Annotated in this window: 17 protein-coding genes; 11 read left to right on the plus strand and 6 right to left on the minus strand. The window is 64.9% G+C overall.

Features of this window, described 5'->3' with window-relative positions:
- Positions 1 to 16 precede the first annotated feature (16 nt).
- The 6 genes from H1B27_RS22570 to H1B27_RS22595 all read left to right on the plus strand — a co-directional run bounded on the left by H1B27_RS22570 (position 17) and on the right by H1B27_RS22595 (position 4,841).
- Positions 17 to 472 (plus strand): GatB/YqeY domain-containing protein, encoded by a 456-nt coding sequence (locus tag H1B27_RS22570; protein ID WP_131869263.1) that lies wholly within the window; start codon positions 17 to 19, stop codon positions 470 to 472.
- A gap of 126 nt (positions 473 to 598) precedes the next feature.
- Positions 599 to 1,735 carry an epoxide hydrolase family protein gene (locus H1B27_RS22575; protein WP_197967571.1) on the plus strand — a complete coding sequence of 379 codons (1,137 nt, stop codon included), beginning with the start codon at positions 599 to 601 and terminating at the stop codon, positions 1,733 to 1,735.
- 129 nt (positions 1,736 to 1,864) lie between these two features.
- Entirely contained in the window at positions 1,865 to 3,475 is a 1,611-nt protein-coding gene (locus H1B27_RS22580; protein WP_197967607.1) for an acyl-CoA synthetase, read from the plus strand.
- A gap of 9 nt (positions 3,476 to 3,484) precedes the next feature.
- Positions 3,485 to 3,952: a MarR family winged helix-turn-helix transcriptional regulator gene (locus H1B27_RS22585; RefSeq protein WP_197967572.1), complete on the plus strand. Its 468-nt coding sequence runs from the start codon at positions 3,485 to 3,487 to the stop codon at positions 3,950 to 3,952.
- Between the two features lie 74 nt (positions 3,953 to 4,026).
- Positions 4,027 to 4,395: a nuclear transport factor 2 family protein gene (locus H1B27_RS22590; RefSeq protein ID WP_197967573.1), complete on the plus strand. Its 369-nt coding sequence runs from the start codon at positions 4,027 to 4,029 to the stop codon at positions 4,393 to 4,395.
- 2 nt (positions 4,396 to 4,397) lie between these two features.
- On the plus strand, positions 4,398 to 4,841 hold the full coding sequence (locus H1B27_RS22595) for a hypothetical protein (protein WP_028178727.1): 444 nt from the start codon (positions 4,398 to 4,400) through the stop codon (positions 4,839 to 4,841).
- Position 4,842: 1 nt separating this feature from the next.
- Here H1B27_RS22595 and H1B27_RS22600 read toward each other — a convergent pair whose 3' ends face one another.
- Complete coding sequence (locus H1B27_RS22600; protein ID WP_197967574.1) at positions 4,843 to 7,074, minus strand: ATP-binding protein; 2,232 nt, start codon at positions 7,072 to 7,074, stop codon at positions 4,843 to 4,845.
- A gap of 239 nt (positions 7,075 to 7,313) precedes the next feature.
- Between H1B27_RS22600 and H1B27_RS22605 the strand changes: the two genes are divergently transcribed.
- A complete protein-coding gene (locus H1B27_RS22605; protein ID WP_197967575.1) occupies positions 7,314 to 8,087 on the plus strand; it encodes a DUF2189 domain-containing protein in 774 nt (257 codons plus the stop codon).
- Between the two features lie 181 nt (positions 8,088 to 8,268).
- Here H1B27_RS22605 and H1B27_RS22610 read toward each other — a convergent pair whose 3' ends face one another.
- Genes H1B27_RS22610 through H1B27_RS22620 form a run of 3 tightly spaced genes read right to left on the minus strand, consistent with a single transcriptional unit; the run spans position 8,269 to position 9,555 of the window.
- Positions 8,269 to 8,781, minus strand: coding sequence for an SRPBCC family protein (locus tag H1B27_RS22610; protein ID WP_197967576.1), 513 nt, complete (start codon positions 8,779 to 8,781; stop codon positions 8,269 to 8,271).
- Positions 8,778 to 9,248, minus strand: a complete 471-nt coding sequence (locus H1B27_RS22615; protein WP_197967577.1) for an SRPBCC family protein — start codon at positions 9,246 to 9,248, stop codon at positions 8,778 to 8,780. The genes H1B27_RS22610 and H1B27_RS22615 overlap by 4 nt, the downstream gene beginning before the upstream one ends.
- Positions 9,241 to 9,555 (minus strand): ArsR/SmtB family transcription factor, encoded by a 315-nt coding sequence (locus H1B27_RS22620; protein WP_061880471.1) that lies wholly within the window; start codon positions 9,553 to 9,555, stop codon positions 9,241 to 9,243. The genes H1B27_RS22615 and H1B27_RS22620 overlap by 8 nt, the downstream gene beginning before the upstream one ends.
- A 126-nt stretch (positions 9,556 to 9,681) precedes the next feature.
- Here H1B27_RS22620 and H1B27_RS22625 point away from each other — a divergent pair, with 126 nt between their 5' ends.
- Complete coding sequence (locus tag H1B27_RS22625) at positions 9,682 to 10,302, plus strand: LysE family translocator (protein WP_082822079.1); 621 nt, start codon at positions 9,682 to 9,684, stop codon at positions 10,300 to 10,302.
- A gap of 3 nt (positions 10,303 to 10,305) precedes the next feature.
- On the opposite strand, the gene H1B27_RS22630 is transcribed toward H1B27_RS22625, so the two are convergent.
- Complete coding sequence (locus H1B27_RS22630) at positions 10,306 to 11,109, minus strand: N-formylglutamate amidohydrolase (RefSeq protein ID WP_061880445.1); 804 nt, start codon at positions 11,107 to 11,109, stop codon at positions 10,306 to 10,308.
- A gap of 76 nt (positions 11,110 to 11,185) precedes the next feature.
- Between H1B27_RS22630 and H1B27_RS22635 the strand changes: the two genes are divergently transcribed.
- Positions 11,186 to 11,584 (plus strand): gamma-glutamylcyclotransferase family protein, encoded by a 399-nt coding sequence (locus H1B27_RS22635; RefSeq protein WP_197967578.1) that lies wholly within the window; start codon positions 11,186 to 11,188, stop codon positions 11,582 to 11,584.
- On the opposite strand, the gene H1B27_RS22640 is transcribed toward H1B27_RS22635, so the two are convergent.
- Positions 11,581 to 12,144, minus strand: coding sequence for a chlorite dismutase family protein (locus H1B27_RS22640; RefSeq protein WP_197967579.1), 564 nt, complete (start codon positions 12,142 to 12,144; stop codon positions 11,581 to 11,583). The two genes, H1B27_RS22635 and H1B27_RS22640, sit on opposite strands and share 4 nt — an antisense overlap.
- A 242-nt stretch (positions 12,145 to 12,386) precedes the next feature.
- On the opposite strand from H1B27_RS22640, the gene dnaG reads away from it, so the two are divergent.
- Both dnaG and rpoD read left to right on the plus strand, forming a co-directional pair.
- Positions 12,387 to 14,405: a DNA primase gene (dnaG, locus tag H1B27_RS22645; RefSeq protein ID WP_197967580.1), complete on the plus strand. Its 2,019-nt coding sequence runs from the start codon at positions 12,387 to 12,389 to the stop codon at positions 14,403 to 14,405.
- A gap of 375 nt (positions 14,406 to 14,780) precedes the next feature.
- Positions 14,781 to 16,925 (plus strand): RNA polymerase sigma factor RpoD, encoded by a 2,145-nt coding sequence (gene rpoD / locus H1B27_RS22650; RefSeq protein ID WP_197967581.1) that lies wholly within the window; start codon positions 14,781 to 14,783, stop codon positions 16,923 to 16,925.
- Positions 16,926 to 17,031: the final 106 nt, after the last annotated feature.

The following is a 17,031-nucleotide window of genomic DNA, read 5'->3' on the forward strand; positions in this document are numbered from 1 at the left end:
CGAAGGGATCACGATCATGCTGCGCGACGACATCAACAATGCGGTCAAGGAGGCCATGAAGGCCAAGGACGAGCGCAAGCTGTCCACGCTGCGCATGGTCAACTCGACCATCAAGAATGCCGACATCGATGCCCGCGGCAACGGCAAGCCGCCGCTGTCGGATGCCGACATCCTCGCCGTGCTTCAGAAGATGATCAAGCAGCGTCAGGAGGCGGTCGAGCTCTACGACAAGGGTGGCCGCGCCGAGCTTGCCGCGCAGGAGCGCGAGGAGATCGCGGTGATCTCGGCCTACCTGCCGAAGCAGATGTCGGAGGATGACGTGAAGAAGGCGATCGCGGATGCGATCGCAGAGACCGGCGCTAGCGGCATGAAAGACATGGGCAAGGTGATCGCCGTGCTGCGCGCGAAATACGCGGGACAGATGGACTTCGGCAAGGCCAGCGGTTTGGTGAAGGCGGCGCTGTCGGGCTAGCCGTCATTCCGGGGCGTGCGAAGCACGAGCCCGGAATCCATCGGGCCGCCAACTCTGTTGATCAATGGATTCCGGGCTCGCGCTACGCGCGCCCCGGAATGACAAGAAGAACAAGGGAGGCAACCGATGACCGCCATCAAACCGTTTCGCATCGACATCAGCGACGATATCCTCTCCGATCTCAGGTCACGCCTCGCTCGCACGCGCTGGCCGGATGCCGAGCTGGTCGACGACTGGAGCCAGGGCGCGCCGTTGCGATGGATCCGGGAGATCTGCACCTATTGGGCCGACAGTTATGACTGGCGCTCGCGCGAGGCAAAACTCAATCGCTTCGCGCAGTTCACCGCCGAGATTGACGGGCTCGACATCCATTTCATTCACGCGCGCTCGAAGGAGCCTTCGGCGCTTCCGTTGATCATCACCCACGGCTGGCCCGGCTCCATCGTCGAGTTCCAGAAGGTGATCGCGCCGCTCACCGATCCCGCCGCGCATGGCGGCAATCCTGCCGATGCCTTCCACGTGATCTGTCCGTCGCTGCCGGGCTTCGGCTTCTCCGCCAAGCCGAAGACCACCGGCTGGGGCGTCGACCGCATCGCCGCGGCCTGGGCGAAGCTGATGGACCGGCTCGGCTATGCGCGCTACGGCGCGCAAGGCGGCGATTGGGGTTCGGCGGTGACGACCTCGCTCGGCGCGCAGGACCCCACGCATTGCGCCGGCATCCACATCACGCTCGCCTTCAATGCGGCGCCCAAAGTCGAGGGCGAGCCGACGGCTGAGGAGAAGCGCGCTCTCGCCGGCCTCAAGCACTATGTCGATCTCGACTCCGGCTACTCCAAGCAGCAGTCCACGCGCCCGCAGACGCTCGGCTATGGCCTCACGGATTCACCGAGCGGGCAGGCGGCCTGGACCCTGGAAAAGTTCTGGGCCTGGACCGACTGCAACGGGCACCCTGAGAACATCTTCAGCAAGGACGAACTGCTCGACAACGTCATGCTGTATTGGGCGACGCAGACGGCGACCTCCTCGGCGCGGCTCTACTGGGAGAGCTTTGGCAAGCGCCGCACCACGCCCGTGGTGAAGGTGCCGACGGGCGTCGCGGTGTTTCCCAAGGAGATCGTCACGCCGGTGCGGCGCTGGATGGAGCCGAACTTCCCGGACATCACCCACTGGAGCGAGATGGAGAAGGGCGGTCATTTCGCCGCCTTCGAGCAGCCGGAGCTGTTCGTGCGCGATGTCAGGAAGTTCTTCGCGACGGTGCGGTGAGCTGCGTCCCCAATCGTCATGCCCGGGCTTGTCCCGGGCATCCACGGCCTTAAACTGATTGCCAAGAAGAGCGTGGATGGCCGGAACAAGTCCGGCTATGACGCCGAGACGGTGGAAACGACCAGGCCCATGCTCACCGAAGCCGCAACCTACGACGAGCTCTACCGCAATTTTCGCTGGGACATCCCCGCGCGCTTCAACATTGCGGAAGCGTGCTGCGATCGCCATGCCGACGGCACGGGGCGACTTGCGCTGATCTATGTCGACGAGAACGGCGCTACCAGCCGCACCTCCTTCGACGAGATCGCCGAGATGTCGCGCCGCTTCGCCAATGTGCTGAAGGCAGACGGGCTTTCCCGTGGCGACCGCGTCGCGGTGTTCCTGTCGCAGTCCCGAGAATTGCCGATCGCGCATATGGCGGCGTTCCGCTCCGGCATGATCTCGATCCCGCTGTTCGCGCTGTTCGGCGAGGACGCGTTGGAATTCCGCCTGTCGAATTCGGAGGCGAAGGCCATCGTCACCGACGAGGGTGGCTGGGAGAAGCTCGCAAAAATTCGCGATCGTCTGCCCGACCTGAAGACGATCTATGTGGTCGGCGAGCGCGCGCCGGCGGGAACGACGTCGTTCTGGGATGCGGTCAAGGCGGCATCGGCCGACTTCGCGCGGATCGACACCTCGTGCGATGATCCCGCGCTGATCATCTACACCTCGGGCACGACGGGCAATCCGAAGGGAGCGCTGCATGCGCACCGCGTCGTGCTCGGTCATCTGCCGAATGTCGAGATGTGTCACAACTTCCTGCCGCGCCCCGGCGATCTCATGTGGACGCCGGCGGACTGGGCCTGGATCGGCGGGCTCATCAATGGCCTGTTCGCGTTCTGGTATCACGGCATTCCCCTCGTCGGTCACCGCGCACGCAAATTCGAGCCGCAGGCGGCGATGCAGATGATGGCCGAGCTCGGTGTCCGCAACGTCTTCCTGCCGCCGACCGCGCTGAAGCTGATGCGGCAAGCCGGCGTGAAGCACTCCGGCGTCAAGCTGCGCAGCATCTTTACGGGCGGCGAGTCGCTGGGCGGCGAATTGCTCGGCTGGGTGCGCGAGACGTTCGGCATCGACGCGCATGAAGTGTTCGGCCAGACCGAGTGCAATCTCGTGATCGGCAGCAACTCGAACCTGTTTCCGATCCGCCCCGGTTCGATGGGCAAGGCGACGCCGGGCTTCGATGTCCGCGTCGTCGACGACAGGGGCGAGGAATTGCTGCGCGGGCAGCGCGGCATCATCGGCGTGCGCCAGCCATGCCCCGTCACCATGCTCGAATATTGGCGCAATCCGGAGGCGACGGCGAAGAAATATGCCGGCGAGTTCCTGCTGACCGGCGATCTCGGCGTGCAGGACGAGGACGGCTATTTCTGGTACGTCAGCCGTGAGGACGACGTCATCACCACCGCCGGCTATCGCGTCGGGCCGTCCGAGATCGAGCACACGCTGATGAAGCATCCGTCGGTGGCGATGGCCGCCGTCGTCGGCATCCCCGATCCGATCCGCACCGAATCGATCAAGGCCTGGATCGTGCTGCGGCCCGGCTTTGCCGGCAGCGATGCGCTCGCGCGCGAGATCCAGGAGTTCGTCAAGGTGCAGCTCGCAGCCCACGAATATCCGCGCTTCGTCGAGTTTGCCGAGACGCTGCCGATGACGGCGACGGGCAAGGTGCTGCGGCGCGAGCTGCGGGCGAGAGGCTAGCGTCCTGCAATGGCAAAGGCGCCTCAAGCCGCGGGACTCCACCGCGCCTCACTGACGAAGCTGCACGATCTGGATGCGGCGCTCGAGCTCATGTATTACGGCTGGCGCGGGATGACGCTGGAGGCCGACGCATATCTTGCGAAGCAGGGCCTGTCGCGTCCGCACCATCGTATCCTCTACGTGGTGGCGCGCCGGCCCGACATCGCGATCGGCGCGCTGATCGAGATTCTCGGTATTTCCAAGCAAGCCCTCAACCGGCCGCTCAATCTGCTGGTGGAGCGCAAGCTCGTGACGTCGAAGCGTTCGCCCGAGCAGCACCGCTCGAAATTGCTGCGCCTGACGGAAGCGGGGCGGCGCATCGAGCAGCGGGCCTCCGACCACGAGCGCAAGGTGCTGCGCGAGGCGTTCGATCGCGTCGGGGCGTCGGGTGCGGCCGGCTGGATCGGCGTGATGGAGGCGATCGCCGACAACAACTGACGGAATCCTCAAGTCAACATGGTTGACATGAGCCGCGGGCTTTGCCACCTTCCCGGCCAGGGAGGATCCGTGTCATGAGCGGACAGGCAATGAGCCGCGCGACTGCCGAAGGCTTTGTCGCGGCATGGTGCGCGAATTGGTGCAGGGTCGACATCGACGCGGTCGTCGCGCATTTCGCCGACGATGCGCGGATGCGCAGCCCTCTCGCTCTCACACTGACGGGTTCTCCTGTCGTCACCGGCGCCGAGAACATCCGCGCCTACTGGCGGAAGGCCTATGGCCACGTCGAAGGCGCCGACCTGAAGATCCTGAGCTGGAGCTGGGACGAGGCGATCGCGCGCCTGACGGTGTGGTGGCAGCTGGGCGACACGCGCGCCAGCGAATTCATGGATTTCGACGAAATGGGGCGCGTCGTGCGCAGCGAAGCCTTCTATGGAAAATGACGATGCACGTTTCTGATTTCGTCCTGCTTCTCAACACGCTCTGGTTCGTCGGCGCCTTCATCCAGTTCAGCATCGCGCAAGCCAACACGTTGAAGATCCTGCTGCCGCGGGAAGAGCGCAGCAATCCGATCGCGCCGACCCTGGCGGCCAGCGTGGCGTTCCTGGGCGGGATGAATCTGCCGATCGGGCTCCTGTCGCTCTATCTTCTGGCCGCCCGTCCATCGTTCTTCCAGCCGAGCGAGGCGCAGCTCGCTCTGTTCCTGTTCTTCGCCGCCTGCCATTTCAGCCAGTTTGCCTATAACGTTCCGGTGCTGATGCGCGGCGGCCGCGTCGGGGTGGCCTACTGGCCCGTGTTGAAGGGCCCGATGCTCCGGATCTTCGTCATCGACGCGGTCCTGTTCGCGGCCAATCTCGGCGTGGCGCTCCAGCTCGCGATCGGCTCCTGATCTACCGCGACGGCTCCGAGAGGGCGGCCCGCAGCATCGCAGCAAGATCCTTGCGCCGGAACGGCTTGGTCAGAATGCGGGCGTCGCCGATCTGGTCGGGCGTCCTGACGGGGCTCTGGCTGTAGCCGGAGGTGAAGAGAACCTTGAGACCAGGCCGCAGGCCGGTTGCCTGCCTCGCCAGCTCCGGCCCGAACATGCCGCCGGGCATCACGACATCAGTGAACAGCAACTGGATGTCTCCGGGCCGGCGCAGCACATCCAGCGCCGCCGGCCCGTTCGATGTCGCGATGATGCGGTAGCCGAGCGCCTTCAGCTCGCTCTCGACGTAGGCGCGCACCATGTCGTCGTCTTCAACGACGAGGATCGTCTCGTGTCCATCGGGTGCGGCAACCTGCTCTGCCGGCAGCGGTTCCTCATTCGGCGGCGTCGCGAGGCGGGGAAAGAACAGCCTGACGACGCTGCCTTGACCCGGTTCGGATTGCATTTGCACCAGTCCGCCGGATTGTCGCGCAAACCCGTAGACCATGCTGAGGCCGAGCCCGGTGCCCTTGCCGACCTCCTTGGTGGTGAAGAACGGCTCGAACGCGCGCCCCAACACCTCGCGGCTCATGCCGGTCCCCGTATCCTTCACGGCCAGCATCACGTAGTCGCCCGGCCGCGGCTCGCCGTTGACGTCGAGGTCGGATTCGCTGAGCGAGATGTTTCGTACCTCGACCATCAGCTTGCCGCCGTCGGGCATCGCATCGCGCGCGTTGAGCACGAGGTTGAGCACGGCCGTCGCCAATTGGCTGGGATCGACGCTGGCGAGCCATAGATCCGGCGCGAGCGTGAAGCTGCAGTCGATGTGTTCGCCCAAGGTCCGCCGCAGAAGCTGCTTCATGCCGGTCACCTGCTCGGCGATGTCGATCTCTCGCGGTTGCAGCGGCTGCTTGCGCGCGAAGGCGAGCAGGCTCCGCGTCAGGTCGGAACCGCGCTCGGAGGCGGTCGCAATGTCGTCAGCGATCCGCTGCAATTCCTTGTTGCCCGCAAGCCTATCGGCGAGGTGCTCCGCGTTGCCGAGAATGACGGTCAGAAGATTGTTGAAATCGTGCGCCACGCCGCCGGTGAGCTGGCCCATGGCTTCCATCTTCTGGGACTGGCTGAGCTTGTGGCTGAGATCCGCGATGGCGGCGCGCTGCTGCTCGAGCGATTCGGCCGTGCTGTTGAGCAGGGTCATCAATCCGCCGAGTTCGCCGCCCGGGTGGGGCTCCGGAATGCGCGCGCTGAGATCGCCGCGCCCGAGACTCTTGGCCATGGCGGCGAGCCGTCCGACTTGGCGCCCGACGCTCACGGTCGCAAGGATCCAGACACCGGCGAGCAACAGAAGCGAAGCCACCGCAAGGATTGCCGTGTCCTCCAGCAGCCGGCGATTGGCCGCCGCCAGCAGTCCGTCCTTGGGTCGTCCGACCAGGATGGTGAGGCCGGCCTTGCGGATCGAAGGTGAGCGGGCAACGGCCCAGATCTGTGTATGGCCCACGCGGTCGCTCACCTCGCGAAACGGCTCGCGATCGGGCACTGCCGCAAAGCGGAACAGGTCGGAACCTGCAATGGATCCGCCGACGGGCACACTCCAGCCGCCACCCTTGGGGGCGACCAGCACCGTACCCTTGGCGTCGATCAGCAGGACGTCCTTCTCGGCGAGCAGCCGCTTGTCGTGAAATTCTGCGAACTTGTTGAGGTTGAATGAGGCGAGCAGCACGAATTTCAGCGCACCCGCCTCCGATCGCACGGGATAGGCGATCTGCAGCACCGATAGCCCGGTGAGCCGGCCGAACACCGGCTCCACTGCGACGACGCCATGAAGACCTTTCACCTGCTTGAAATAGCCGCGGTCATTCAGGTCGAGCGAGCGGTTGGTCCGCAGTGAGTCGCAAAACAGACTTCCGTCGGGATCGATGGTCAGGATGCCCGTGAACTGCGGATATTCTTCGCGGACGTCGGACAGAAATGCCGAGCACGCCGCCTTGTCGCGCGTGTCAAGATCGCGGGCACGGGCGAGCCCATAATGAAGCTGGGCGGTGCCCTTGATCTTCTCGTCCAGATCTCCCGCGATGTCGTCGGCGGATGCGACCAGATTGGCCAGCGCCGCGTCGATCTCACTGGCCCGGTTCTGCACGAAACGGAGCCCGACCAGGATCGCCGGCACGAGCATGGCCGCGATGACGAGGATCAGTAACCGGGTACGCAGGCTCATCGGTGGGCGATCGGCTCTCAGGCGAGGGTGCTCGGAGGTACAATTTGAGGCACGATCAGCTGCCCCGTCCATAGTGGTAGGCGCGAATATCGCACCAAAGGCCAAGATTTCGCATTGGGACTATCGTCTCGTCGCCGTTCTCTTCGCACCGGCCGGCATCAAGTTGCGCCTCCGCGTGGCGGCGCTAATATCGCGGCAAGCGCGCAACAACAAAACGCGCCGGTTTGCGGAGGAAGCTGATGTCCATCTCGGGCAAGGTCGATCCGGTGGTGCGTCCCGTGGCGGTGACCGACATCGCCGAGGCGCTGGTCGAAGGCCTGCGCGACTTCCAGGCGCTGCCTCTTTACGGCGTCTGCTTCGGCGCGCTCTACGCCGCCGGCGGCATCGCCATCATGCTCTGCCTCACCGCCTTCGGCATGGTCTATCTGGTCTATCCCCTTGCCGCCGGTTTTGCGCTGATCGGGCCGTTCGTGGCGATCGGCCTCTACGAAGTCAGCCGGCGCCGCGAGCGCGGCGAGCCGGTCTCGTTCGGTGCGATCTGGTCCGCGATACGCTCGCGCAGCGAGATCGGCTGGATGGCCTTCGTGACGCTGTTCGTGTTCGTGGTCTGGATGTACCAGGTGCGGCTCCTGATCGCGCTGCTGCTCGGCCTCAATGCCTCGTTCTCGAGCTTGCAGGAGTTCATGACGGTGGTGCTGACGACCAACGAGGGCCTGCTGTTCCTGGCCATCGGCAACGCGGTCGGTGCCGTGCTGTCGCTGATCCTGTTCTCGCTGACCGTGGTGTCGTTTCCGCTGCTGCTCGATCGCGACGTCGATTTCGTCACGGCCATGGTGACGAGCGTACGTGCCGTCGTCGTGAGCCCGCTGCCGATGATCTCGTGGGCCGCGCTGATCGTGATGCTGCTGATCGTCTCGGCGCTGCCCTACTTTCTCGGGCTGGTGGTCACGCTGCCGGTGCTGGGGCATGCGACCTGGCATTTGTATCGGCGGCTGGTGGCGCCGGTTGTTTAGGTGTTGTCCCGGACAAGCGAGCGAAGCGGAGCGCTGGTCCGGGACCCATAATCCCGAGCGAAGTTGTTGGCGCGAAGTCGTAACCACGAGCCGTCGCCAAACTTCGTTCTGTGGCTATGAGTCCCGGATCGGCACGCGCTTGAGGCGCGTTTGTCCGGGACGACAGCGGAGATTGCCGCGCCTACGGCGTCTTGATCCCCATCGCCTTCAGCGCCTCCAGCAACCGCACCGGCGGGGACATCTCGATCTGCGGCGCCTTGCCGGTCTCCAGCAGGCTCTTCAATCCGGAGAGGATCGCGGGCCAGCCGGTGCGGCCGCCGGAAAGGATGTCGTCGCTGAGCTCGCGGTCGTGGCGTTGGCTCAAGGTGAGGCGGACGGCTTCGCCGGCCTGCTCGATCTCGTAGGTGACAATGGTGGTGCCGAGCTTTTCGACGAGGTCGGGCCAATTGACGTTCCAGCTCACCGTGAGCCTCCTCGGCGGATCGTATTCGAACACTTCGCCGCGGATGTGCTCGGAGCCGTCGGGCGCGTGCACGATGAAACTGCCGCCGAGCTTCGGCTCCATCTCCACCGCAAAGCCGGAGAAATATTTCCGGCTGAACTCGGCGGACGTGAGCGCCTCCCACACCTTCTCCGGCGTCGAGGCGATGTAGATGGTGTAGATGGTCAGCGGCTTGAATTGATCGAGGTTCATTTTGCGTCGAATCCTTTGTTGAGTGCCGTGCGCGGGATGGAAAGGATCTGGCCTCTCTCGAGCAGGCTCTTCAGTCCGGACAGGATCGCTGGCCAGCCGTTGGAGATGGCGCCGAGATATTTGCCGCCTTCAACGAAGCCATCGTGCAGCACGGTCAAACGCACGAGCGAGCCGAACGGTTCGAGCGTGAAGACGACGCGCGAGATCGGCTCGCCGCTCAGCTCTTCGAATTTTTGGTGCTTGAAGCTGTAGGACAGGCGCCGCGGCGGATCGGATTCAAGGATCTCGCCGGAATCTGTGACCTCGCCGTCGAGCGTGAGCGCGAAGGGAGAGCCGACCTTCCAGTCGGACCTGACCTCGGCGCCGAACCAATATTGCCTGGTGAACTCGCTTGACGTCAGCGCCTGCCACAGCCTCTCGGGCGTGGTCTCGATGTAGGTCACGTAGACGAACTCCGGCTTACTCATCGCGTTTCTCCAACTGACGTTTCAATTCGCTGAGCGCAGCTAACTTGCCGCGCTCGAACTTCTTGATCCAGCGTTCGCCGATCTGATGGATCGGCACCGGGTTGAGATAATGCAGCTTCTCGCGGCCTTGCCTGATGGTGGTCACCAGGTTGGCCTCTTCGAGAATGACAAGGTGTTTCGTGACGGCCTGCCGCGTCATGGCGAGGCCCTCGCAGAGCTCGTTCAATGTCTGGCCGTTCCTGGCGTGAAGCCTGTCGAGCAGCGACCGTCGTGACGCATCGGCGAGCGCTTTGAAGACTTCATCCATGGTCGCAACCATAGGCAACCAAATGGTTGCATGTCAAGCCGTGAAAGCGAGGAGGGAGGGAACGTCTTCCGTTCCAGCGCTCGCCATGCATTAATGCGGCAAAACCGCCTTCAGCGAGTCCCTTCCATGATGTCCATGCAAGCCTACCTCGCCTTCGTCGCCGCCTGCATTGCGCTGGCGCTGCTGCCGGGGCCGATCGTCACCCTCGTCATCGCCAATGGCTTGCGCCATGGCACGCGTGCGGCGCTCATCAACGTGGTCGGCGCGCAAGCGGGCCTTGCCATCGTGATCGGCATCGTTGCGGTCGGCCTGACCTCGCTGATGGCAACCATGGGCTATTGGTTCGACTGGGTGCGCTTTGCCGGCGCCGCTTATCTCGTCTGGCTCGGCATCAAGCTGATCTGGGCGCCGGTCGAAGGCGTCGACATCGACGCGCCGCCACCGCCGCCGCGCGGCGGCTTCTTCCTGCAAGGATTCCTGGTGCTGCTGTCGAACCCCAAGGTGCTGGTGTTCTTCGGCGCCTTCATTCCGCAGTTCATGGACATGAACCAGCCGCACTTTCCGCAAGTCGCGCTCTTGGGCGCCACCTTCATGGTGACGGCGGTCATGACAGATGCGCTCTACGCCATCGCCGCCGGCCGCGCCCGAAAATTCTTCTCGGCACGCCGCACGCGGATGATGTCGCGCATCTCCGGCGGCTTCATGATCGGCGGCGGCATCTGGCTGGCGCTGACACGGGCGAAGTGAGCATCACGCCATTCCGTCCCTGCGCAGCGTTGCTGCGATCTCGCGCAGGATCCGCGCCAGCCGCTCGGCCCATTGCTGCTGGCCGGTCTCGTCGGAGATCAGGTCCTGGCGGATTTCGAGGCCGGTGTTGATCAGCCCGCGCGTCTCGCCGTGGACCGGGATGGTGTAGTCGGTGACGTCGCTCACCGCATAAGGCTGGTTGTCGCCGACGACGAGGCCGCTCTCGCCCCGCAGGTGCTGCAGCATCAGCCGCGGCAGCACGGTGTCGCGGTGATAGAGCGTGCCGATGTGCCAGGGTCGCGGATCGCCGTGATAGACGGGCGTGAAGCTGTGCAACGCCACCAGCACCGTCGGCTTGCCCGCCCGCCCGCGCGCATCGATCGCCGCGCCGATCCGGCCGTGGTAGGGATCAAAGATCTCGCGCCGGCGCATCTCCTTGGCCGCGGCCGATAGATTTTCATTGCCGGGGATCACGGTCGCCTCGGAGATCACGGGGATCGAGCTCGCGCCGCCCGGCGGGCGATTGCAGTCGATCACGAGGCGGGAATAGCGCTGCGCGATCAGATGCGCATCAAGCATGCGCGCGAGCCGCTCGGCGACACCGGCGATGCCGACGTCCCAGGCGATGTGCCTGACAAGCTCGCTTTCCGCGAGGCCGAGATCGCCGAGCGCGCGCGGCAGCTCCCGTCCGTAATGATCCGCGGTGAGCAGGAAAGGCGATGCGCCTGCCGCATTCACCTCATGCACGGGCGGAATGTCGCCCTCGCCGAGCAGCTGGTCGGTCGCCTCGGCCGTGTCGAAAGCCATCCTGATTTGCCTATGGAAGAACAACGTGTGTAAACGGATTAACGGTATCGCGCCGTCGTCGCAACGTTGGAACACCATGAGCTCCGATCGCCTCTTCGTCTACGGCACCCTGATGCGCGGCTTCGACCATCCGATGGCGCGGCTGCTCGCGGGCCACGCGGAATTCCTGTGTGAAGCGACCTGCCGCGGCCGGCTCGTTCTGGTGAAGCACTATCCGGGATTGCTGCTCTCCGACGCGCCGACGGACATCGTCCATGGCGAGCTCTTCCGCCTGCGCGTGGCGGGCGAGCTCCTGCGCGAGCTCGACATGTACGAGGCCTGCGGCGAGGGGTTTCCGGAGCCGACCGAATATCTGCGCCAGTTGGTCGATGTGGCGCGCGCCGACGGCGCCCCCGAGAAGGCCTGGACCTACGTCTACAACTGGCCCGTCACCGGTCTGCCGCGCATCGAGTCGGGCCGCTTCCTCGAGCGTTAGGCCGACAGCACTTCCTTCACCATGCGCACGTCGACCTCGCGCTCGACATAGGCCCATTCCTCGGTCTGCCTGAGCATTGCCACCAGCTCCTCGAACAGTTCGGCGTCCGCGGGAGCGAATTCGAACCAGGTGAGAAAGTCGAAAGGCCCGCCGAGGTCGCGGCAGTGATAGAGCTGTCGCGCAATCGCAGGCAGGAAGCGCAGGCTGCTGGCAATGTGGTGCGACTTGTCCTCGAAGATCCTGCGGCGCTCTTCCTGCGTCAGCTCCCACCAGGCCTGCGACTTGCGGATCGGAATCAGCGCCGCGCTGGTCGCCTCGATGCGGCCGAGGCCGGCCTGCACGGCGACGAGCTGCTGCTTCTCGGACCGCTCGGTGTAGCGCAGGCTGCTCGCGACGCCGACCAGCCGCCAGGCATTGCGCGAAGGCACCAGCGGCAACGAGATGGCCTCGCTGTCGGTGACCGACAGCGCCGGCACGAAGGGCAGGGGCTCGCCCGTCACTGGCGAAATCGAGGTGATGCGCCAGCCCCCGCTGTGGCCGCCTCGAAACGTCCTGAACATGAGGCTATGGAAGCGTGGAACCGGGGCGGATTCAAGCTTTTCCAGTCATTCCGGGGCGATGCGTAGCATCGAACCCGGAATCTCGAGATTCCGGGTTCGCCCTGCGGGCGTCCCGGAATGACCGGAAGGAAAGCAGGCTGTGAACAGCGCGTATAAGCCCGACAAACCTGACTTCTGGCCAGCCCGCACCTATATCCCTGATCTTTCGCCCGACTCACCCGGTTTCGCGCTAGACACAGCCCATGCGCTTCACGCCCCAGTTCCTCGACGAGCTTCGTGCCCGGCTTTCGGTCTCCGAAGTCGTGGGAAAGCGCGTCAAGCTGAAGAAGGCGGGGCGGGAGTGGAAGGGGCTGTCGCCGTTCCAGCAGGAGAAGACGCCGTCCTTCTACGTCAACGACCAGAAGGGTTTTTACCACGACTTCTCCTCGGGCAAGCACGGCGACATCATCACCTTCGTGATGGAGACCGACGGGCTGCCGTTCGCCGAGGCCGTCGAGCGGCTCGCCAACATGGCGGGCCTGCCGCTGCCGGCGGTGACTCCTGATGCGGCGCGGCACGAGCAGCGGCGCAAGTCGCTGCATGACGTCATGGACCTCGCGGCGAAGTTTTTCGCGGAGACGCTGGCCTCGCGGCTCGGCGCCAAGGCGCGCGGCTACCTTGCCGACCGCGCCATCTCGCCGGCGACGCAATTGCAGTTCCGCCTCGGCTATGCCCCGCCCGACCGCTTCGCGCTGAAGGAGCATCTCGGCAAGCTCGGCGTCTCCGTCGACGACATGGTCGAGACCGGCCTGTTGATCGGCGGTGACGACATCCCCGTGCCGTACGACCGCTTCCGCGATCGCGTGATGTTTCCGATCACGGATCTGCGCGGCCGCGTCATCGCCTTCGGCGGACGCGCGCTGGAGAAGGACGTTCCGGCAAAATACCTGAACTCGCCGGAGACGCCGCTCTTCCACAAGGGCGACAATCTCTACAACCACCAGACCGCGCGCAAAGCCACGCATGACGGCAGCGCTCTGATCGTGGTCGAAGGCTATGTCGACGTCATCGCCATGGTCACCGCGGGCTTTGCGGGTGCGGTGGCGCCGCTCGGCACCGCGCTGACCGAAAGCCAGCTCGCGCTGCTCTGGAAGATGGCGGACGAGCCGATCCTCTGCTTCGACGGCGACCGCGCCGGACAGAAGGCGGCCTACCGTGCCGCGGACCTCGCGCTGCCGTTCCTCAGCCCCGGCAAGAGCCTGCGCTTTGCGCTGCTGCCGGAGGGGCAGGACCCCGACGATCTCGTGCGCTCCGGCGGGCGCGGCGCGATCGAGGAGGTGATCGGGGCGGCCCGTCCGCTTGCCGACATGATCTGGTCGCGCGAGCTCGAAGGCGGCAATTTCGCCACGCCCGAGCGCCGCGCCGCGCTGGAAGCGCGCATCAAGGAGCTCACGAACGGCATCCGTGACGAGGTGGTGCGGCGCTACTATCGCGACGAGTTCGTCGAGCGGCTGCAGCGCACCTTCGCGCCCGAAGGTGGGCGCGGCTTTGGCGGCCGGGGCAATTTCCGCTCCGGCGGCGGCCGGCCGTTCCAGCCGCGGGCAGGGGGAAGTGCGAATCGATTCGGCGGCCAGGGGTTTGGCGGCCAAGGATTTGGCGGCCGCCGCGGCGCCCCCGGCCCGATCCCGCTCCCGTCCGGCCCCTACCAGGCGGCGAGCCCCCAGCTGGCGGCAAGCCCGATCATGAAGGGCCAGCGCAGCGCCATGTCCCGCCGGGAAGCCCTGATCCTGCAATGCCTGATCAACCACCCCTGGCTGCTGCACGACCACCTTGAGGAGGTCGCCGCCCTGGAACTGGCCCATCCCGAGGCCCACAAGCTCCGGGCCGGCATCATCGCCGCCTTCGCCAACGACCACCACCATTTGCCGGAACCCGGGGAGCTGGCCGAAAAGATGCGTAGCGATCTCGATCGGGGCGGATTTTCCCAGGCTCTTCAAAGAGTTGAGAACGGCATCACGACCCAGGCGGTGTGGGGTGCCCGCGAAGGCGCGGCGCGGGATGACGTTCTTGCGACCTGGCACCAGCTCGTTGTCTTGCATCGGCAATGGCATTCACTACTTAGGGAGCTGAAGGACGCTGAGCTGGCCTTGGGGGAGGACCCCAGCGAGGCCAATTTGGCGTGGCTGCGTGACGTCAAGGCCCGGATGGCCGAGGTCGACGGCACCGAGGCCCTGATCGAGGGTTTTGGCGAATTGTCGGGCCGGCTTCAGAAGAGCGTGTGATGAAAGAATCATGCGGACGGACGGGGCCGGAACCGCTAAAAGACTCGCCAAATCCAAGGTTTGGCGGCAGAAACAGGGTTAATCGAGGCTTAACGGTCTTGTAGCACTTTGGCCCAGAGGCGGCCGCAGGCAGAACAGACGCGTCAGGAATGAATCCGCGCAATCGCTGTTGGCACTACACCTGCATCCGCCGCGACAAAGAGGCTGACGAAGCGTTAGGCAATTCCGGCGAGAGAAAGTTGGGGGTGGCGAGAGGTTTGTGCGCCGCCCTTTCCGTGTCGAGAGCTGCCGAAGCGAGAGCGTCGAGCAACAGGTTCAAGTGAATTCAGGCAGGCGCGGCGGGCGTCTCGCATGAAGCGCGTTTAGGAGCAATGGATGGCCACCAAGGCAAAGACGCTGCAGGCGAAGGACAAGGAAAAGGACGACAAGGCAGCGGACGCGCCGGAGAAGGACTCCCAGGACGCGCCCTCGCCCTTGCTCGACCTGTCCGACGCCGCCGTGAAGAAGATGATCAAGCAGGCCAAGAAGCGCGGCTTCGTGACCTTCGATCAGCTCAACGAAGTCTTGCCGTCCGACCAGACCTCGCCCGAACAGATCGAGGACATCATGTCGATGCTCTCGGACATGGGCATCAACGTCACCGAAGCCGACGACACCGAAGGCGAGGAGGAGAAGGACGAGGCCGACGACGAGACCGATAACGAGCTCGTCGAGGTCACCCAGAAGGCCGTCACCGAGGTCAAGAAGAGCGAGCCGGGCGAGCGCACCGACGATCCGGTGCGCATGTATCTGCGCGAGATGGGCACGGTCGAGCTGCTCTCCCGCGAAGGCGAAATCGCGATCGCCAAGCGCATCGAGGCCGGCCGCGAGGCGATGATCGCAGGGCTGTGCGAAAGCCCGCTGACCTTCCAGGCCATCATCATCTGGCGCGACGAGCTCAACGAAGGCAAGATCTTCCTGCGCGACATCATCGATCTCGAAGCGACCTATGCCGGCCCGGACGCCAAGGGCGGCATGAACACCGCGATGATCGCAGGTCCGAGCGGCGAGGCCGGTGAAGCCTCGGCCGAGGGCGGCGAGGCCGCCGCCGTCTCCACCGCTGCGCCCGCGCATGTGGCGCCGCCTGCGGCGCCGCCGGCGCCGACCCCGTTCCGTGCTGCGCCTGCCGCTGCTGGCGCCGAGGCCGGCGAGGAGAAGGATCCGGGCGAGGCCGCCGCCGAAGCCGACATGGACGACGACGAGTTCGAGAACCAGATGTCGCTCGCCGCGATCGAGGCCGAGCTCAAGCCGAAGGTGGTCGAGATCTTCGACAAGATCGCCGACAGCTACAAGAAGCTGCGCAAGCTTCAGGAGCAGGACATCCAGAACCAGCTCCAGAACGAGTCGCTCTCGCCGCACCAGGAGCGCAAGTACAAGAAGCTCAAGGACGAGATCGTCGTCGAGGTGAAGTCGCTGCGCCTCAACCAGGCCCGCATCGACTCGCTCGTCGAGCAGCTCTACGACATCAACAAGCGCCTCGTCTCGCATGAGGGCCGCCTGATGCGCCTTGCCGACAGCCACGGCGTCGCGCGCGAGGACTTCTTGCGCAACTACACCGGCTCGGAGCTCGATCCGCGCTGGCTCAACCGCGTCTCGAAACTTTCCGCAAAAGGCTGGAAGAATTTCGTCCATCACGAGAAGGACCGCATCAAGGACCTTCGCCACGAGGTGCATCAGCTCGCCGCCCTCACCGGCCTCGAGATCGTCGAGTTCCGCAAGATCGTGCACTCCGTGCAGAAGGGCGAGCGCGAGGCCCGCCAGGCCAAGAAGGAGATGGTGGAAGCCAACCTCCGTCTCGTGATCTCGATCGCTAAGAAATACACCAACCGCGGCCTGCAGTTCCTCGACCTGATCCAGGAAGGCAACATCGGCCTGATGAAGGCGGTCGACAAGTTCGAGTACCGCCGCGGCTACAAGTTCTCGACCTACGCGACGTGGTGGATCCGGCAGGCGATCACGCGCTCGATCGCCGACCAGGCCCGTACCATCCGCATCCCCGTGCACATGATCGAGACGATCAACAAGATCGTGCGCACGAGCCGGCAGATGCTCAACGAGATCGGGCGCGAGCCGACGCCCGAAGAGCTCGCCGAGAAGCTCGGCATGCCGCTCGAAAAGGTCCGCAAGGTCCTCAAGATCGCCAAGGAGCCGCTGTCGCTGGAGACGCCCGTCGGTGACGAGGAGGATTCGCATCTCGGCGATTTCATCGAGGACAAGAACGCGATCCTGCCCATCGACGCCGCGATCCAGTCCAATTTGCGCGAGACCACCACGCGCGTGCTGGCGTCCCTGACGCCGCGCGAAGAACGCGTCCTGCGCATGCGCTTCGGTATCGGCATGAACACCGACCACACGCTGGAAGAAGTCGGCCAGCAGTTCAGCGTGACGCGCGAGCGTATCCGCCAGATCGAGGCCAAGGCGCTACGGAAGTTGAAGCATCCGTCAAGGTCGCGGAAGCTGCGGAGCTTCTTGGATAATTGATCGCAGGCAGCGATCCAAAGCAAAACGGCGGGCCTTGGCCCGCCGTTTTTGCTTTGCTGTCATTGCGAGCGTAGCGAAGCAAGCCAGAGTCTTTCCGCGGAGGCAT

Source organism: Bradyrhizobium diversitatis (assembly GCF_016031635.1).
In the GTDB taxonomy this organism is placed as follows: domain Bacteria; phylum Pseudomonadota; class Alphaproteobacteria; order Rhizobiales; family Xanthobacteraceae; genus Bradyrhizobium; species Bradyrhizobium diversitatis.

Coding starts and splice junctions, on each gene's coding strand:
- H1B27_RS22570 (WP_131869263.1), top strand. CDS start 17: ATGCTGCGCGACGACATCAACAATGCGGTCAAGGAGGCCATGAAGGCC.
- H1B27_RS22575 (WP_197967571.1), top strand. CDS start 599: ATGACCGCCATCAAACCGTTTCGCATCGACATCAGCGACGATATCCTC.
- H1B27_RS22580 (WP_197967607.1), top strand. CDS start 1,865: ATGCTCACCGAAGCCGCAACCTACGACGAGCTCTACCGCAATTTTCGC.
- H1B27_RS22585 (WP_197967572.1), top strand. CDS start 3,485: ATGGCAAAGGCGCCTCAAGCCGCGGGACTCCACCGCGCCTCACTGACG.
- H1B27_RS22590 (WP_197967573.1), top strand. CDS start 4,027: ATGAGCGGACAGGCAATGAGCCGCGCGACTGCCGAAGGCTTTGTCGCG.
- H1B27_RS22595 (WP_028178727.1), top strand. CDS start 4,398: ATGCACGTTTCTGATTTCGTCCTGCTTCTCAACACGCTCTGGTTCGTC.
- H1B27_RS22600 (WP_197967574.1), bottom strand. CDS start 7,074: ATGAGCCTGCGTACCCGGTTACTGATCCTCGTCATCGCGGCCATGCTC.
- H1B27_RS22605 (WP_197967575.1), top strand. CDS start 7,314: ATGTCCATCTCGGGCAAGGTCGATCCGGTGGTGCGTCCCGTGGCGGTG.
- H1B27_RS22610 (WP_197967576.1), bottom strand. CDS start 8,781: ATGAACCTCGATCAATTCAAGCCGCTGACCATCTACACCATCTACATC.
- H1B27_RS22615 (WP_197967577.1), bottom strand. CDS start 9,248: ATGAGTAAGCCGGAGTTCGTCTACGTGACCTACATCGAGACCACGCCC.
- H1B27_RS22620 (WP_061880471.1), bottom strand. CDS start 9,555: ATGGATGAAGTCTTCAAAGCGCTCGCCGATGCGTCACGACGGTCGCTG.
- H1B27_RS22625 (WP_082822079.1), top strand. CDS start 9,682: ATGATGTCCATGCAAGCCTACCTCGCCTTCGTCGCCGCCTGCATTGCG.
- H1B27_RS22630 (WP_061880445.1), bottom strand. CDS start 11,109: ATGGCTTTCGACACGGCCGAGGCGACCGACCAGCTGCTCGGCGAGGGC.
- H1B27_RS22635 (WP_197967578.1), top strand. CDS start 11,186: ATGAGCTCCGATCGCCTCTTCGTCTACGGCACCCTGATGCGCGGCTTC.
- H1B27_RS22640 (WP_197967579.1), bottom strand. CDS start 12,144: ATGTTCAGGACGTTTCGAGGCGGCCACAGCGGGGGCTGGCGCATCACC.
- dnaG (WP_197967580.1), top strand. CDS start 12,387: ATGCGCTTCACGCCCCAGTTCCTCGACGAGCTTCGTGCCCGGCTTTCG.
- rpoD (WP_197967581.1), top strand. CDS start 14,781: ATGGCCACCAAGGCAAAGACGCTGCAGGCGAAGGACAAGGAAAAGGAC.